The sequence below is a fragment of the Gemmata obscuriglobus genome, assembly GCF_008065095.1.
In the GTDB taxonomy this organism is placed as follows: Bacteria; Planctomycetota; Planctomycetia; order Gemmatales; family Gemmataceae; genus Gemmata; species Gemmata obscuriglobus.
On sequence record NZ_CP042911.1, the window covers coordinates 5,723,108 to 5,739,698 of the forward strand.

Genomic DNA, 16,591 nt, shown 5'->3' on the forward strand with positions numbered 1-16,591 from the left:
ACCTCGCCAGGTTCAGCGCTTGATGAGCGGGTCTTTCGGCAGGTCGCGCGGGAACGACGCGGGCGTTTGCGGCCCGCTCAGTCCCGCGCCCCGGAGCAGCGCGGGGAGTTCCGCGGAGACGTAATCGAACAGTTCGTCGGCCGACACGACCCCGTTGTTGTCGAAGTCCGCTTTGCGGTAGTCCCTGTCCTTGTCGAGCGCGTTGAGTACAGCCCGCGTGAACAGCCCGTGCTGGTACTTCGCGTGTTCGTAGGACCGCTGACCCTCGTCGCACGCGGCGATAATGAGCGGCCCCTGCCCGTTGGGCACGCACCGGCGGAGCATGTTTGTGGTCGCGAGTCGGCCCGAGTGGCAGGCGTCAAGAAGCACCACCTTCCGACAGTTAACCTTGGCCAGCGCCGCGAACAACTCGTCCGCCGCGACCGCCGTTTCTGTCGGTTTCGCGGGCGAGTAGTTCGGCGTGCACAACACGAACGCGCCCTTGTCGCCCGGCAACCCCGGTCCCACTGTGGGAACCGGCCCGTCGTTCGGCATAAGTACGTCACCGTGGCCCGCGAAGAACACCACCAGCGTGTCGTCCGGCTGAACCTGATCGGCGACCGCGCGCAGGGCGTCGAGGAGTTTGCCCCGTTTGGGGTCCAGGTGCGTGTCGGCGCTGGCCGTTTCGTAAAGGAGGTTACCGCCGGCGCATTGCTTCAGCAGCTTGCCGAGTTCGGTCGCGTCGTTGCGGGCGTGAAGAAGGTCGCCGAAGTTCCGCGCGCCCGCGTTCATCTGGCGGGTGCCGGAGTAGTCGTTCACACCGACGAGCACCGCGAACAGTCGCGCCGCCGGCGAAGACCGGGGGTTGGGCACCCACTGCACCTCTTCGACCCGGCCGCCTGCCGAGTTGACCGCAACCACCGTCAAACGATTCGGGCCGGCACGGAACCGGTTCGCCGGAATCGGGTATCGCTCCTCGAATGGCTTCCGCGGGTCCAGTTGCCGCCCCGCACGGGGCCATTCTTCGATGAGGAAGTCGTTGAGCCACAGCTCGACGCGCTCGGGCAATAGGTCGGGGTTGGTGCCGCGCGCCCGGACGGTGATCGTGACGGGCAGCCCGGCGTTCGTGACCTCGTGGTGCCCCAGGCCCAATCGCACCGGCGCGGGCTCGGACTTGTTGAACAGGTCGCGGGTCGGGTGCTCATTGCGGGCGGTTAGGAGCGCCGCCGCCACACCGGCGTCCACCAGGGTCTCCATCACGTCGGGCCGATGGAACAGCCGTTCAAACTGCTGGAGTTGGTAGAACTCCGGGCGCCCGCCCGGGTCCGGGGCGTTGACGTGCCACCCTACGAGCCGGTCCCCGTTGACCGTTTTGGTGTGGTAGTACGACCCGTGCCACATCCATACGACCCAGTCGTTCATGCGGCCGGCGCTGTCGAACGCCGGAAACCACTTCCAGGTCGGGCGCTGCCGGACGGTGGTGAGCGTCTCGCGGCGCGGCGTCTTCTCTCCGGCCGCAATTCCGAAATACAGCTCGATTCTGGGTTTCGGGGCCTTGAGCGCCGCGAGGGCGTCTTGCGGGGTGCCGACCGCCTTCAGCTTCACCGTCCGGTCGAACACTGTGACCCGGTCCACGGCCAGGAGGTCGAGCACGTCACCCTTCCGCAGGCCGGCCTCCCACGCGGGCGAGCCGGTTTCGAGGGTCACAACCCGCACCGCCCCGTTGTGCTCCTCGAACGTCGCGCCGAGGTTCGGCGCGTCCTTCCAATCTTCCAGGGACCACGCCGCGACCGTCTGGTCGGTCCCCCCGGTGACGAACCAGGTCTGACTCCTCGCCGCCACGACCGATGTCACCTCGCCCGCGTGGCCGGTGTACACCTTCGTTCCGACGAACCCGCCACGGACCGCGCGCTCGGGAACCAGTTCGAACAGCGTGCAGCCGTAATAGTGCCCCACGATCACGCGGGTGGGCCGCTTCTCGGACGCGGGGAGGAACGTGTAGCAAGTCGGGGCCAGATCGCGGAACCGGTCGAGTTCGAGTCGGAACCTCTGCCTCTCGCCCATCTGGGTGCGTTCGACGAACCACTCGTACCGGTTATCCGAGTTCGGCACCACTTCCCACCCGTCGGCACTCCGGACCGGTCCGACCCACTTTTGGCCCTCGTCGGAACTCTCCTTCAGGCGCGACAGATCGAACCGGCTCCACGGGCCGCTGCCCCGCTTATTGGGGTCGAGCGAGCGGGCGTCCCGCGCGGTTTGAATGCCGACCATCTTTCCGTTTTCGGACAGATTAACCGCCCACGGGCGCCGCCCGCCGCCGCGCACCACCTGCGGCTTCTCGTCGGGTTTGTCGAGTTTTCGCACCGTGATCTCATCGGCATCGCCACCTGCAATCGCGAGGCGCGCGTCTGTCGGGTGAAAAGCGAGCGCCTCGGCCCGCCCGGTGTGGGTGATGACGTCCGGTTCCGCACCGGGCTTCGCGAGCGGGTCGGCGTAGATCCGAACCTCGTCGTTCCCCTCGGCGAAGAAGCGCGGCCCCTCCCCCTCCGGCGCGAGGGCGCGACCGACCCCCACCGCCAGCGCGCGCGTCTTCGGGTGCCAGGCGAGGCTGCGCGGGAACCGGTCCTTGCCGAGTTCGAGGCGCACCGTCTGTTTGCCGTCGGCGCGGCACAGCAGCACCTTGGAGTCCGCACTGGCGACCGCGATCCACCGCCCGCCGTCGATCCGCTCGACGCGATACACCCGCGCGTCCACGGGTTCGGCGGCGTTCACGTTGAACAGTTCTTTCCCCGGCGGCGGCCGTTCCGGGGTATCGGCAGCGGTGTCGTCGAACGCGCAGGCATACACCTGACCGCTTTGAGCGACTGAAACCAGGGTGCCGTTCTCGGAGAACCAGATCAGCCGCGGCCGGTTGAACGGCTCCGACCCGACCGTTCGTTTCGGTAAGTCGTGCTTGCCGACGCGAACCGGCGGCGCCGCGGTGCGCCCGTCCTGGTCCGGCTCGGGAAGCGGCTTCGGGTTCCAGAGCCAGAGGCTGCCGTCCGCGGTGCCGAACCCGACCCGACCGTCCGCGTGAAACGCGACCGCCGTGACGATGTTAAAGTTCGCGTCCCCTTTGCGCACGAGCGGCCACGTGAGTGCGACCGTTTCGCCGGTCGCCCGGTCGAGCACCGCGACCGTGCTGGGTTTCATTCCGTACCCGCCCACCACGACGTTCTTGCCGTCGGAGGAAATGTCGAGGGCCTGGATGCCGCCGCGCTGCTCGCGCCACGCCCGCCAGCGCAAGACCTGCGCCTTCGCGCGCTCCGTTTCCAGGCCGCTGCTGGTGTACGGCCAGACCCGCACCACCTTGTCGTCACCCGCGGCGAACAGTAACCGCCCGTCGCCCGAGAACCGCAGAACGTCACAGGCGCCGAACCGCCCGCCCGCCTCGACCACGATCTCGGGCTCTTCGCGGGACCGGCGGTCGAACTGCTGCCCGCCCGCATCGGGCGCCGTCAGGACGAGAGCGAAACCGACCAGTGTGGTAAGAAGGTTGGCCATAGAGCCCCCGGAGCCACAGGCGGGACCAGGATACCATACACGGACGGGCGGGGTGAGATTCGTGTACACTGGCGGAACCATTCCTGACCGGGACCGGGCCGATGTCCGACACGCTACCCAACGACGACCGGAACCGACTCACGGCCCGCGCCGACCGGTTCCAGCACGCGCTTGTAAACGGCGGTGTGACCGACTTCGCGGAATTTCTGGACGGATTGGTCGGCGGGGAGCGGTTGAAGTTGCTGACCGAACTGGTCGCGCGCGAGCTACGGCACCGCTGGGCCGGCGGAGAACGGCCGCGGATCGAGGAGTACCTCGCCCGGTTTCCCGAACTCGCGCCCGGCGGGGCGGCGCCGCCTGCGCTGATCATTGAAGAGTACCGCTGTCGAATTCAGGCCGGCGAGCCCCCCGACCCGCTCCAGTTCCGTGACCGGTTCCCGGACCAGTTCGCCGCCGTCCAGGCGGACTTCGACGCGGTGACGGCGTCGGGCACGGTGAAAGCGGCGTCGGCGCCGCACCTGCCCCCGACCGCCCGCGGGATGGTGGAGGTGGCGCAGCAGTACGAACTGATCCGCGAGCTGGGCCGCGGGATGTTCGGCGAGGTGTGGCTCGCGCGGAAGAAGCCGAGCGGCATCGAGCGCGCGATCAAGATCCTCCACCAGGCCGCGGACCGCGAGGCCGGGCAGCGCGAGCTGGTGTCGCTCGAACTGATCAAGAACCTGCGGCACCCGTACATCCTGGCGACCGAAGACTTCTGGGTGACGGAGAACCGGCTCCACATCGTCATGGAGCTGGCCGAGGGCACGCTCCGCGGGCGGCTGAAGCAGTGCCTCACCGAGGGCCACCCCGGGGTGCCCGCTGGGGAACTGTTCCGGTACATCGCTGAGGCCGCCGAGGGGCTGGACTTCCTGCACGAGCAACACATCGTTCACCGCGACGTCAAGCCGGACAACATCCTCATTCTGCACGGCCACGCGAAGGTCGCGGACTTCGGTTTAGCCCGCGCGCAGGCGCAAGGGGTCGAGTCCATGAGCCTCGCGGGGACGCCCGCGTACATGGCCCCGGAAATCTGGGGCGGCGAGGGCGGCGCGGCCAGCGACCTTTACAGCCTCGCCTTTGCCTACGTCGAACTGCGACAGGGGCACTCGCCGCTCAAGCCGTGTCCGTTCGGCGAGTTGATGCTCGCGCACTACGAGGGCCGGTACGAGTTCAGCGAGGTTGTGACCGAACCCGAGCGCGCGGTGTTGCGTCAAGCGCTGGCGGCAAAACCGCACGAGCGCTACCGGTGCTGCACGGACTTCGTCGCGGCGCTGTCGGTCGCACTCGGAATACCGTTCGCCGCTACGGGGCGGCACTCCGCCACCACACCGCCGCTCCCGCCCCCGCCGCTCAACGGCGGTTCGGTAGCCGCGTTCGCCAGCGGCAGCCGGCCCGCCATCGACACGGCCACAGCGGGCGGTACGGTCGTCATCGATTCGCTGCCAAAGAAGCCGCGCCCCAAGGCCGTTCCCGATCCCGTGGAACCGGAGCCTCCGGAGCCCGAACTCTTCGGAGAGCCGGAACCGGATGCCGCTACCCGCCGGTTCGGACCGCTGGTCGTGGCCGCCACTCTGGCGCTGGTCACGCTGGTAGCGGTCGGTGCCTGGGCACTGTTCAACCGCCCCGGTGGTGTGCCAACATCCGTCACAGAAGCCCCACCGCCCCCCCCCCACACACACCCAAGGATGACACCCTCGCACCGCCCCCCCGGCGGGTCGATCCGCGCCCGCCAGAACCGCCAGGTCCGAAATGGGTGTTCCCGGTGGGCACAACGCCAGAGGCCGGAGCGAAAGAAATTGCGCTCGTCGGGAAAATGGTCCCGGAGTGGGTCACCGCCCAGCACAACGGCAAAGCGGTACGGTTCCGACTCATCAGCGGACCGCCAGGGCCGTCGGTCGCGTTTTACATCTCCGAAACGAAGGTGACGAACGCCGAGTACCGGGCCGGTGGCGACGATGCTCCAGTCGTGAACGTCACCGCGACCGACGCGCAGGCGTTCGCGCGGTCCGCCTACAACGGCTCGCTACCGACCGCCGAGGAGTGGGACCACGCGGCCGGCTTCCACGACCAGCAGGGGCAGGAAGGACCGAGCCGACGGTCGGGGACCCCGTGGGTCAACCGGGCGGCGGCCGGTCCCGTCCGACGCCCGGGCGGAGCGGACATCAGCTACTTCGAGTTGCTAGATATGTCGGGTAACGGACGTGAATGGACGCGCACAATTCTCAACGACGGAAGCGGAAACGACGTGCGCGACGTGGCATCCCCAACGGGCACCGAAAAGGTGGTACTACGCGGCCGCAACTTCGCACTGGATCGGCCGCTCACGTTCAAAATGCTGGAAGCGGAACGAAACATCCAGCCCCTGACAGCGCCCGCGAACCGTCCGAGCCCGTTCACGGGCTTCCGTGTGGTACTCAAAGTGCCCTGACCGCGGCTCTCACGCCCGGTTCTTGCGCTCACGCCACCGGTTCAGGCTCACGTTCGCGACCAGCAGCGCCCCGATGAGCACATACTGCATTTCGACCGGAACGTTGAACAGGCTCACGCCGTTCTTGATAAGGATGAGGATCGCGACCCCGAGCATCGCCCCGACCACCCCGCCCTTCCCGCCCGACAGGCTCGCCCCGCCGATCACAACCGCGGTAATCACGTCGAGTTCGAGTTGCTCGCCGAGCGTCGGGTTGCCGCTGTTGCTGTGGGCGAACATGATCACCCCGGCCCAGCCGGTGAGCAGCCCTGCGAGGGTGTATACGAGCACCTTGGTACGGGTGACGTTCACCCCGCACAGCCGTGCCGTCGCCTCGTTCGACCCGACGGCGTACAGGTGGCGCCCGAATACCGTGAGCCGCAACAGCACGACCGTCAGGAGTGCGAGTGCAACAAGTGACCACAGCCCCGGGTTGGTGAGCGACACACGGCCGACGGTGTTCACCCATTCGGGAGTGCCGTTGAGCGGGAACGGGAGGGTAGCGCGTCCGGCGAGCCACACGGCGGCCCCACGTGCGATTCCGAGCATCCCCAGCGTGGCGACGAACGGCGGTAGCTGGAGTTTCGTCACGAGCAACCCGTTTACGAAACCCACGAGCCCGCCGGCGAGCACCCCGCACACGCACGCCACAACCGAACTCGTGGGTGACGGGTCGGACGCGGTGTACATCGCAGTGTAGACGCGCATCGTAACAACCGTCACAAGGGCGACGGTAGCACCGACGGACAGGTCGATGCCGCCGCTGATGAGTACGAGCAGCATCCCCAGCGCGACAACCGCCGGTATCGTCCCCTCATGCAGCAGCACGCGCAGGTTCCCGAGGCTCAGGAACGTGCCCAGGTCGCCCTTGATGCCGATGAGCGCGGTGAACAGCGCCAGCACAGCGGCGAAGCCGATCCACGGTCCCGCCGGGAGCTTGAACGCGGTGGAAGCAGGCGCAGGAGAGGTTGCCATCGGTACTTCAGTAGTTTCAAGTTGGCGGCTTGGTTTTGTTGGCCGATCGTGCAGTAGTAATGGACTTATTTTCGCCATCTGTAGGTGCCAGCCCATCGGCCAACAGTATCAGGCATACCGCCGCCAGTGTCCACCCGAGGCCGCGGGCTGAGCGGGACCACAACCAGGCGTTACGCAGGATCAGCCCGACGGCGACCCACAGGAGTCGCACGACCCCATCGGTGGTCGAGGTCCGGGGCCGAACCTGCCCCAACTGGCGGTAGCTGCTCTCGATCCCGAATCGGGTCCGGTACAGGTCCCGAATCGCCACCGGGCTCCCGCTCACCCGCCACGCCGCGTACAGTAACTTCTTGCTCCGCCGGCCCCCGGTCCGCCGGTACCGGTAGCTCTTGTGAGCGATCACCACGTGCACCCGCACCGAGGTGCCCCGATCCGCGTGGGTGTACGCATATCGACCCGCGCCCCGCCGCCGCACGGCCCGCAACCCGACCCCCTTCACCCCGGGCCGGGGCTTGCGGCCCCGGACCACGGCCGGGATCACGAACGGCACACCCCGCGCCTGGAGCAACCGCATCACCGCGATCGAGAAGAACGCCTTGTCCAGCAGCGCGACCCGGACCGTAACCCGTGCCGCCGTCACCTGATCCAACAGCCGGGTGAGCACCGCGGTCATCGGCTCCTTCTCGCCCACGGCCGTCAACCCGAGCGTGTACCGGTCCGGTCCCCCGACGAGGCACGCGGTGGCGTACGTGTGGAACGTGTGGGTGCCGCCGGCCCCCTTGGACCGGGTGGTGTCCCGGTTCGGCGTCCCGAAGTACCCGATCCGGTGGTAGTCGATCGCGACCCGAGCCGCCCGCTTCCGCTTGCCGAGCGGGGCGTGGAGGGCCGGCCGCAACCGCCGCTCGAGGGTGCGGCGCCGCTTGGGCAGCGTGAGGTACAAGCAATCCCAGATGGCCTGCCCGGACGGGGCGTCGGCGATCGCGGCACAGGCCGCGGCCACCGAGCGGGCGAACGCCGCGGCGAACAGCACCACCCGCCACACCACCTCGGGTGTACAGGTGCGGCGACGCTTGGGCAGTTGGACCGCACGGCCGAGCCAGTCGGTCAGGACCGGACGGAGGTGCCGGGTGGCGTGGGCCGGGGTGGCTCGGATAGACTGACGTTTGGGTCGCATGGGGGCTCCGACAGTGGAGGCGTGGTAACCACCATTGACCGGTAAACCCATGCGGCCCGCTACTCATAAATCGCCCAACTTGAAACTACTGTACTTCGTTTGAGAGAACGCGTTACGGGTTCCCGGTCGCGGTCGCGATGACCGCTTCCGGTGTCCATTCGGAAACGGGGCGCACGGCCGAGAGCCGGCCGCGGGTCATCACCGCGAGGGTGTCACACACGCCGAACAGTTCCGGCAGGTAGCTGCTCACCACCAGAACCGCCTTGCCACTCGCCGCGGCCTCGCCGATGAGGCGGTAAATGTCGGACTTGCTGCCGACATCCACGCCCTTCGTTGGCTCGTCGAGCAGCAGTACGTCGGCACGCTGGTGGAACAGCCGAGCCAGCGCGACCTTCTGCTGGTTCCCGCCGCTCAATTCACCGACCGGCTGCCCCGCATCGCGGAACTTCACCCCGAACCGGTTCAGTACCTCACCGACCGCCGCACTCAGACGCGACCGCGACAGGAAGCCGGCGCGGGCGCCTTCGTCGAGCCGACTGAGAGCGACGTTGTCCGCGATCGGTAGCTCCAGCGCCAGGCCCTCCGTCTTGCGGTCCTCGCTGACGAACCCGAGCCCCTGCCGAATACGATCGCGCGGCGTCGCCTGCCCTCCGCCGAAGGCACCAATTCTGACGCGCCCGGAGCGAACCGGATCGAGCCCGTACACCGCCCGAAGGAGTTCCGTGCGGCCCGATCCGATGATCCCGGCCACACCAAGAATCTCACCGCGACGCAGGTGGAGCGAAACGCCGGCGGGCAGTTGCTCGCCCGCCAGATCGGTGAGCGCCAGCACGGGGCCACCGATGTCGTGCGCGGTGCGCGGGTACTGCTCCGCAACCGCTCGCCCGACCATCAGTTCCACGATCCGCTCGCGCGTGACTTCGCCCACCCGGCCGCTGCCGACGGCCTCGCCGTCGCGAAGCACCGTGAACCGGTCCGCAACCGCCTCGACCTCTTCGAGGAAGTGGCTGATGTAAACGACCGTTACCCCCTTCGCCTTCAGCGCCCGGATCAGTTCGAACAGGTGTTTGGCGTCTTCCTGACTGAGAGCGCTGGTCGGTTCGTCGAGGACGAGAACCTTGACATCCGACAACAGGGCACGGGCTATCTCGACCACCTGGCGTCCGGCGGGTGAAAGCGTTGCGACGGGCGTGTCCGGGCTGATCTCGGGGTGACCGAGTTGCGCGAGGGCGGCGACGACCCGCGTGCGGTTCGCCTCGCCCGTCAGGAAGCCGAAAACGTTTCGCTCCTGCCCGAGCGTGACGTTGGCCTCGACTGTCAGGTCCGGGCAGATCGCGAGTTCCTGGTAGATCATCACGACGCCGCGCTGGCGCGCGGCGTGCGGCCCGGTGGGAAGGTATGCCGTGCCGTCCAGTTCCATCGTGCCGGCGTCGGGCCGTTCGGCCCCGCTGAGCACCTTCATGAGGGTCGACTTACCGGCCCCGTTCTCACCGACGAGCGCGTGAACCTCACCCGGCAGCAGTTCGAGGTCCACCCCGCGGAGCGCGGCGGTGGGGCCATAGCTCTTGCGGATGCCGGTGAGCCGGAAGCGCGGCGCCATGCGAAGAACCCCTCTTCCCCGCCCCCTGGCGGGGAGGAACTTGAAACCAAGGGCGAGTCCGGCGCGATCTCTGGGAACGCGACAGCACAGCAACCATGGCTGTTGTTTTTGGCACAGCAGCCCTGTCTGTGCCGCCACCAGCACCGCACAGACAGGAATGTCTGTGCCACAAGATAACAAACACGACTAACCGGAGCGGGTACGAGGAACAGTTCTTCCCCCCCCTTATTTCTTCGGCCCCTTCCGCAGTTCTTCCGTCGTCCGGCGTGCCTGGGCCTCCGGGTCGTACAGCCCGAGCGTGAACGCTGAGGTCACGTTCTCCGCCGTGATCAGATACTCTCCGGTCCCCTCGCTCATTTCCCGGCGCCCGTTGTTCATGTCCTCGCCGCGCAAGTGCCGCACACAGTACCACGCCGACAGATACCCCATTCGGTACGGGTCTTGAAGAATGCTGCCGATAACGTCGCCCTGCTGGATCGACTGGAGCAGCGGTTTGCTCCCGTCGAACGCCATCAGTGCCACCTTCTGGTTCAGCCCCTGTGCCCGTAGAACATCGGCGGTGCCCGACGCCGACGATTCGTTCGGCGCGAAGATGCCGTCCACTTGGTTCCCGAACTGGAGGATCAATGGCCCGGCCTCGCGCATCGCGGAGTCGCGAGTGGCACCGGCGTACTTGTCGGTGGAGAGCCACTCCGCCCCGGGGCAACGCTCCTTCACCTCGTCCTCGAAGCCCCGCTCACGGTCTTCCGTGGCCTGTGATCCGACCGCGTACCGGAAGAGGATGAGTTTCGGCTTATCCTTACGGCGCCGCTGGAGCTCGCGGATCAGGTGCCGGCCCGCCAGTCGGCCGCCGTTGTAGTTGTCGGTGGCGACGTACTTGACAAAGTGGTTCGGGTCGTCCAGCCCCGAATCGATGATGACCACCGGGACGCCGGCGTCCGCCGCCCGCTTCACACACGCGGTCATGGTCGCGCTGTGCTGCGGGGCGAGCACCAGCGCGCTCGCCCCCGTCGCCACGCGGCGGTCCACGATCCGGATCTGTTCGAGGGCGTCGCGCTCGCGCAGCGGGCCGTCGAAGATCACGCGGACCCGCGTGCCGTCCTCGGCTTCCAGGTCGGCGGCGCAGCGTTCGGCGCCCCGTCGCACCGACTGCCAGTGTTCGTGCGACAGGCCCTTCGGGATCACGACGATCGTGTACTCCTCCCCCCGCCGGGCGCAGCCGGACGCGATCGGAAGCACGGCCGCCAGCAGGAGATAGAGGTGAACACGCGCCATCGGGTTTCCAGGGAGAGGGTGCGAAGAGCGTCAGGGCCTTTCCTTGATTCACTCTACGTAACTCCGATAAGTCCCTTGGCCATTGCCGGGTCCATCTGGAGCCGCTCGATCGCCTCCGGGCAACTCACCGCCTTGACCTCACGCCACAGGTGCACCACGGCGTTCCGCAACGCCGCCAGCACCTGTGGTGCGTGCCCCATGCGCACACGACACACGTCCTCGCCCAGTGTCACGTCACGCACGTAATGCAGTTCGTTCTCGATGCGCCAGTGCGTCCGCACATGGTTCAGGAGTGTGGCCGCATCCGCCTTCTCGGCCGACAGGCTCGTGATGCCGAAATGCACTTCGACCGTCGTTTGGCCTCGGACCGTCCGCTCACGCGTCAACTGGAAGCCCTGCTTCACCCCCGCCCACGTCGGCGAGCACGTCAGAATCGAGGTCGTTTGCAGCGTCCGCTTCTCGATGCGGCCGTGACCCTTATCGACGGTCGTGGCGATGCGGCTCGGGGCGGGCGGAGGCCGATCCCCAGGGGGAAGTGGCCGCCGCGATCGATCGGGCGGCGGTCTCGAAGGCGAACCCGGCTCGGATGTCGATCCCCAATCCGGGTTGGTTGTCCTTCACCGTGAGCACGTAGTCGCCGCCGGCCCCGACCACCTCCTCGGCCAGGTCTCGCTGGCAGAACATGGCGTCGCCGACCACGACCTTCCCTCGCAGCGGCAGAATGCCGAGGAGCGTCAAGGCGGCCTTGTGCCCGTTGGTGCTCGCATCGACCTTGACCTGGGCGAGTACGGCACCGACGGTGGGGGCGTATGCGGCCAGCAGGTGCTGACCGGGGATCGCGCCGTTGCGAGAGCCTCGAAGGGTCTTGCCGTCGATGGAGATGTGTGTGAAGGCGGCCGGGTCGACGCGGCTGGCGATCCAGTACGAGAGGACGTGCTCCAGTTGGTCGGCGTCGAAGCGTCGCAGGGTGCGGGAGAGCGTGGAAACGGCCGGGGTCTTGCCGCGTCGGAAGCCGAGGGCATGGGCGAGGGCGGGTCCGTGCTGTCGCCCGAAGCGAGCGATGCCATTGAGGCTGGTGCGCCCCATGAGCATGGCGAGGGCGACGAGTCCGAGGAAGGGGGCGAGTGGGTGGATAAGGCCGTGCTTGCTGCGGGGATCGGGAACCGCCGCCAGGGCATCGACCAGGGTGCAAGGAGACATGGGTACCTTCCTGGCTGCGAGAAGGCGCCCCACATAGCCACGTTCCCTCGTGTAAGCAAGGTGAAATAAGGAAAGGCCCTGCGAAGAGCGTAAACGCCCGGTGAGGCCGGGTCAAGTTGCTATCGCCGTGGAGTCGATAGACCTGCGTTAGCGCCACCGCGAGAACCGAAACCGTGCCGCCCGAGCAGCCGCCGATCAACCTGATTCGCGTGTTCGACTTCTACGTCACGCTGATGTTCGTCATCAGCCTCGTGCGCCGCTGGGACGTGTACCTCAACGCGGTCCGCATCCTGATCGGCGTGCAGGGCCGGTGGCCCAAACTCATCGCGCGGCTGTCCGAGCACAGCAGCCTCATCTTGAACTGGTCCTTCTTCCGGCCCGCCCTCTTGGCCCTGGTGCTAACCCTCGTTCAGCTCCTCTTCTCGCGGCTCATTTTCCCCTTGGCGGTGCTCACCGGCCCGCAGCTCCAACGGGAGTGGTGGTGGGTGCCGGTCGTCCTCGTCCCGCTCCTGCCGATGCTGGCGGTGGACATCTACTTCGTAGTGCGGGTGAGCAAATTTGATCACGATGAGACGGTCAAGTACCTGGACCAGGCCGAAACGTGGCTCGGCTGGAAAGGTCCGCTAGTCCGGGCGGTCACCCTGGGCTTCGTCGACCCGTACAAGATGGTCGACGAAGAGGTGAAAAAGAGCCTTGAGGGCTACCGCACCACGCTCAACGCCTCACTGTGGTGGGTCGCGGTGCAGATCGGCCTGCGGTTACTGTTCGGCCTTACACTCTGGATCGTATGGGCAATTCACAGCTACTAAACCTTACACGACAAGCAGCGGCACAACGAAAAGATACAAATTCAATCGATAAACAATTCAGACAAAATATCATTGTCACTAACGGATTTCTGGAGGCATGGCAAGAGATTCTATCTCCGGTTGTGATTTCCCTTCCGCGGTCGAATTGGATCGGTCATGGACGACCTGATTTGGTTCTGTTGGCTCAACACGGATTGCCCGGACCACGGGAAGTGGAACTATGGTAACCGGACCGTGCCGGCCCATCACGGGCCGAACCGGACGCGGGTACTGCGCGACCGCATGTGCAAGGTCCGGTTTTCCGAACGTAAGGGCACGCCCCTGTCTGACGCCCGGCTCCCGGCCAACCAAGTGGTTGCGGTTCTGGTCCATGAGGCCAAAGGCGTCGGCCCCCGCAAGACGGCGCGGCTCACCGGGGGCACGCGAATACCGTGACCCGATACATCCGCCGGGCCGGGTCGCACACCCGCGACCTCCACGACGAGCGCGTGGCCTTTTCCCCCGAGGGCCGTGAGGTCCTGTTCGACGAGAAGTGGGGCTTCGTGGGCCGCAAGATTCCAGATCGAGTTGGACAACGGTCCGGAGGTCGCCAGCTCGCGGACGCAGTTCATGAGTCGGTTGGTGGAATCCGTGGACCGCCACCGTGTGGAGGTCGAACGGGTGTACCTGCCACCGCACCACAGCAAGTACAACCCGGTCGAGCGGTGCTGGGGCGTCTTGGAACAACACTGGAACGGAACCCTTCGCAGTGGGCGGGGAGCATGACCCGGCGGAAGTTCCACCCGTTGATCCGCGAGATCACCGCGACGTACGAACGCGGCATGCGCTTGACGAAGGCAGCGTTCCGCCCGTTCGCACAGCGGTTGAGTCGGTCCCAAAGCCTCCCGAAGTGGAGCCTCTGCATCCAGCCACAATGACGAGTAACTCGGTTTCACGCCACTGCCCAATGCCTCGCGGTGACGTTCGCATGGCGAGCGGCTACTGTGAGAGAACACCCTAAACTCACGCGCAACACTCATGCTGTACGAAGGCGACTTCTCTTCCCCTCCCGGACGGTTCGTGCTGGTCGCGGCCCGGTTTAACGGCTTCATTGTCGATCAACTCGTTTCCGGCGCGAGTGACGCGCTGCACCGTCACGGCGTCGGCCCCGATCGCATCGACCTCGTGCGCGTTCCGGGTTCTTACGAGATCCCGCTCGTCGCACAGAAACTCGGCCGGAGCGGTGAGTACGCGGCCGTGATCTGCCTCGGCTGCGTGATCCGCGGCGACACCGACCACTACGACCACGTCGCCGGTGCCACCACGAGTGGTATCGCCCAAGCCGGGCTCAACAGCGGCGTGCCGGTGATCTTCGGTGTGCTGACGTGCGACACGCTGGAGCAGGCGATCCACCGCGCCGGGGCGAAGGCCGGGAACAAGGGTTTCGAGGCGGCCGTGTGCGCGATCGAAATGGTCAACCTGCTCCACAAGCTACCGGGCTGAACCGAGGCCTGCACAGATGCACGCCGCCGAAACGAATCCGGACCTGGAGGCTCTCTGATGGCGGCGAGCGCCTGTTACTTTACATCTCGCACGCAGCGGAACCCGGTGTGGTTGGCGCTGCTGTCGGTCGGGTTCTTGTCGCGCGCACCGGGCACGTACCGCGAGCAGTAAGAATCGTCGCACAGGAACGAGCCGCCACGCCGCACTTTTTGGGGCTGCCGTTCGCCGCCCACGAGCGGCCCGGTGTCCGGCCCCCGCGGGTTCTCTTTCGGCGAACGCGCGTAGTACCCCGGGTCGTACCAGTCGGCGCACCACTCCCACGCGTTGCCGCTCATGTCGTAGAGCCCGTACCCGTTGGGCTGGAAGCTCTTCACCGGCGATAATCCTGCGAAGCCATCGGAGCCGGCGTCGCGAGCCGGAAACTGACCCTGGTAGACGTTCGCGTACCACTTCCCATCGGCCCCGTTTTTATGATCGCCCCACACATAAGTCTTGCGGTCCAGGCCGCCCCGCGCCGCGAATTCCCATTCAGCCTCAGTCGGTAGCCGTTTCCCGGCCCACTTGGCATAGGCAGTTGCGTCGTCCCAGGTGATCTGCACGACCGGATAGTTCTTTTTGCCCTTAACGGAACTCTGCGGCCCCTCAGGATAGCGCCAGTTCGCACCGCCGACGTACCGCCACCACACCGGTATATCGAGGGGCACGTCCATCGGGACGAACACCGCTGATCCTGGTTTGAGGTATGCGGGGTCTGAGGAGGGGTAGCGGCGTGGGTCCGGCGCTTGCTCGGCCGTGGTCACGTAGCCAGTTGCCTTTACGAACGCGGCGAACTGCCCGACGGTTACTTCGGTCGCGTCCATCTCGAAGGCAGCGATCACGACTTCGTGAAGCGGTTGTTCGTCCTCTGCGCCGCTCGCGCGCCCCATCCAAAACGTGCCCCCGGGAATGCGAACTGTCTCAGCCGGCGTGGCGTCCGAGTCGGATGCAGGGTCGAACTCACCGCCCCAACCGATCGCCAGAACGACGATAATCAAGCCAGCAACCAAGAGTAGTGGCACAAGCCAGATCACGTTGCCGCGACGTGTTCGAAGCGCTGAGACGGCCGGTCGCGGATCGGGCTTTCCCATAAAACAGCTCGCGCAGTAGCATTAACGTGACAAAGTTCATCGCTGAACTTGCCAACAGATGCTGATCCGGCGAAAACGAGAAGGAATGTCACAGGCTAACCCGCGAGTCCTCCCCGGCTACCGGCTGAGTATCAGCTTCACGCTCCTCTATTTGAGCGTGCTGGTGATTATACCGCTAGGCGTGTGCGTGGTGACCGCGACGCAACTCAGTTGGGATCAGTTTCGAGCCGCGGTGTGGACCGAACGGGCCAGAGCGGCTTACGCGCTCACGTTCGGCGCGTCGCTCGCAGCGGCGTGTATCAGTGCGGTACTGGGATTGCTCATCGCGTGGGTACTAGTGCGTTACGAGTTCCCCGGACGGCGGATCGTGGACGCGCTGGTGGATCTACCCTTCGCGCTACCGACGGCCGTTGCAGGACTGGTGTTCTCGAACCTGTATGTGGCGAACGGTTGGCTCGGACGGTTCCTCGTGCCCCTAGGCGTTGAGGGAGCGTACTCGCGGCTCGCGGTGGTGCTGGTGTTGGTGTTCATCGGGTTCCCGTTCGTCGTGCGAACCCTTCAGCCGGTACTGGCGGCCCTGGACGGCGAGGCCGAGGAAGCGGCTGCGCTGCTCGGCGCGTCGCGCTGGCAGACGTTCCGGCGGGTCACATTCCCTACGCTGCTTCCCGGGTTGCTCACGGGCTTCGCACTGGCGTTCGCCCGTGGCCTGGGTGAGTACGGGAGCGTCGTGTTCGTCTCCGGGAACATGCCGTTCAAAACGGAGATCGCGGCGTTCCTCATCGTGAGCCGGCTCGAAGAGGGTGGCCCGAACTCTTACCGCGAGGCGACCGCGATCGCGACCGTGTTGTTGTGCGCGTCGTTCCTGATGCTGGTGTTCATCAACCGGCTCGAAGCCCGGTCGCGGAAATGGAGCGGGTGACG

15 protein-coding genes are annotated in these 16,591 nt (G+C 66.5%); 7 read left to right on the forward strand and 8 right to left on the reverse strand.

The window, feature by feature from the left end; genetic code table 11:
• Positions 1–12: 12 nt before the first annotated feature.
• Positions 13–3,522, reverse strand: a complete 3,510-nt coding sequence (locus GobsT_RS23965) for a caspase family protein (protein ID WP_010041390.1) — start codon at positions 3,520–3,522, stop codon at positions 13–15.
• A 101-nt stretch (positions 3,523–3,623) separates the two neighbouring features.
• On the opposite strand from GobsT_RS23965, the gene GobsT_RS23970 reads away from it, so the two are divergent.
• Both GobsT_RS23970 and GobsT_RS23975 read left to right on the forward strand, forming a co-directional pair.
• Positions 3,624–5,486, forward strand: a complete 1,863-nt coding sequence (locus GobsT_RS23970; protein WP_148087850.1) for a serine/threonine-protein kinase — start codon at positions 3,624–3,626, stop codon at positions 5,484–5,486.
• On the forward strand, positions 5,483–5,989 hold the full coding sequence (locus tag GobsT_RS23975; protein WP_162683610.1) for a formylglycine-generating enzyme family protein: 507 nt from the start codon (positions 5,483–5,485) through the stop codon (positions 5,987–5,989). The genes GobsT_RS23970 and GobsT_RS23975 overlap by 4 nt, the downstream gene beginning before the upstream one ends.
• Positions 5,990–5,998: 9 nt before the next feature.
• On the opposite strand, the gene GobsT_RS23980 is transcribed toward GobsT_RS23975, so the two are convergent.
• The 6 genes from GobsT_RS23980 to GobsT_RS24005 all read right to left on the reverse strand — a co-directional run bounded on the left by GobsT_RS23980 (position 5,999) and on the right by GobsT_RS24005 (position 12,252).
• Positions 5,999–7,003 (reverse strand): ABC transporter permease, encoded by a 1,005-nt coding sequence (locus tag GobsT_RS23980; RefSeq protein ID WP_162542136.1) that lies wholly within the window; start codon positions 7,001–7,003, stop codon positions 5,999–6,001.
• 16 nt (positions 7,004–7,019) lie between these two features.
• A complete protein-coding gene (locus GobsT_RS23985) occupies positions 7,020–8,177 on the reverse strand; it encodes a transposase (RefSeq protein WP_010033207.1) in 1,158 nt (385 codons plus the stop codon).
• Positions 8,178–8,289: 112 nt separating this feature from the next.
• A complete protein-coding gene (locus GobsT_RS23990; protein ID WP_010039474.1) occupies positions 8,290–9,777 on the reverse strand; it encodes a sugar ABC transporter ATP-binding protein in 1,488 nt (495 codons plus the stop codon).
• Positions 9,778–10,002: 225 nt separating this feature from the next.
• Positions 10,003–11,052 carry an ABC transporter substrate-binding protein gene (locus tag GobsT_RS23995; RefSeq protein WP_010039472.1) on the reverse strand — a complete coding sequence of 350 codons (1,050 nt, stop codon included), beginning with the start codon at positions 11,050–11,052 and terminating at the stop codon, positions 10,003–10,005.
• Between the two features lie 53 nt (positions 11,053–11,105).
• Positions 11,106–11,549: an ISAs1 family transposase gene (locus GobsT_RS24000; protein ID WP_109570897.1), complete on the reverse strand. Its 444-nt coding sequence runs from the start codon at positions 11,547–11,549 to the stop codon at positions 11,106–11,108.
• Positions 11,530–12,252 carry an ISAs1 family transposase gene (locus GobsT_RS24005; RefSeq protein WP_010033685.1) on the reverse strand — a complete coding sequence of 241 codons (723 nt, stop codon included), beginning with the start codon at positions 12,250–12,252 and terminating at the stop codon, positions 11,530–11,532. Before GobsT_RS24005 ends, GobsT_RS24000 begins: the two co-directional genes overlap by 20 nt.
• A 173-nt stretch (positions 12,253–12,425) precedes the next feature.
• Here GobsT_RS24005 and GobsT_RS24010 point away from each other — a divergent pair, with 173 nt between their 5' ends.
• The 4 genes from GobsT_RS24010 (at position 12,426) to ribH (ending at position 14,543) form a co-directional block, all read left to right on the forward strand.
• Positions 12,426–13,061, forward strand: coding sequence for a hypothetical protein (locus GobsT_RS24010; RefSeq protein ID WP_010039467.1), 636 nt, complete (start codon positions 12,426–12,428; stop codon positions 13,059–13,061).
• Positions 13,062–13,217: 156 nt separating this feature from the next.
• Positions 13,218–13,496 (forward strand): hypothetical protein, encoded by a 279-nt coding sequence (locus GobsT_RS24015; RefSeq protein WP_010039465.1) that lies wholly within the window; start codon positions 13,218–13,220, stop codon positions 13,494–13,496.
• A 75-nt stretch (positions 13,497–13,571) separates the two neighbouring features.
• Positions 13,572–13,826, forward strand: coding sequence for an ISAzo13-like element transposase-related protein (locus GobsT_RS41195; protein ID WP_081471615.1), 255 nt, complete (start codon positions 13,572–13,574; stop codon positions 13,824–13,826).
• Between the two features lie 252 nt (positions 13,827–14,078).
• On the forward strand, positions 14,079–14,543 hold the full coding sequence (gene ribH / locus GobsT_RS24025; protein WP_010039459.1) for a 6,7-dimethyl-8-ribityllumazine synthase: 465 nt from the start codon (positions 14,079–14,081) through the stop codon (positions 14,541–14,543).
• Positions 14,544–14,617: 74 nt separating this feature from the next.
• Here the strand turns inward: ribH and GobsT_RS24030 are convergent, their stop codons facing one another.
• A complete protein-coding gene (locus GobsT_RS24030) occupies positions 14,618–15,601 on the reverse strand; it encodes a formylglycine-generating enzyme family protein (RefSeq protein ID WP_202903393.1) in 984 nt (327 codons plus the stop codon).
• 154 nt (positions 15,602–15,755) lie between these two features.
• Between GobsT_RS24030 and cysT the strand changes: the two genes are divergently transcribed.
• On the forward strand, positions 15,756–16,589 hold the full coding sequence (gene cysT, locus GobsT_RS24035; protein ID WP_010039455.1) for a sulfate ABC transporter permease subunit CysT: 834 nt from the start codon (positions 15,756–15,758) through the stop codon (positions 16,587–16,589).
• Positions 16,590–16,591: the final 2 nt, after the last annotated feature.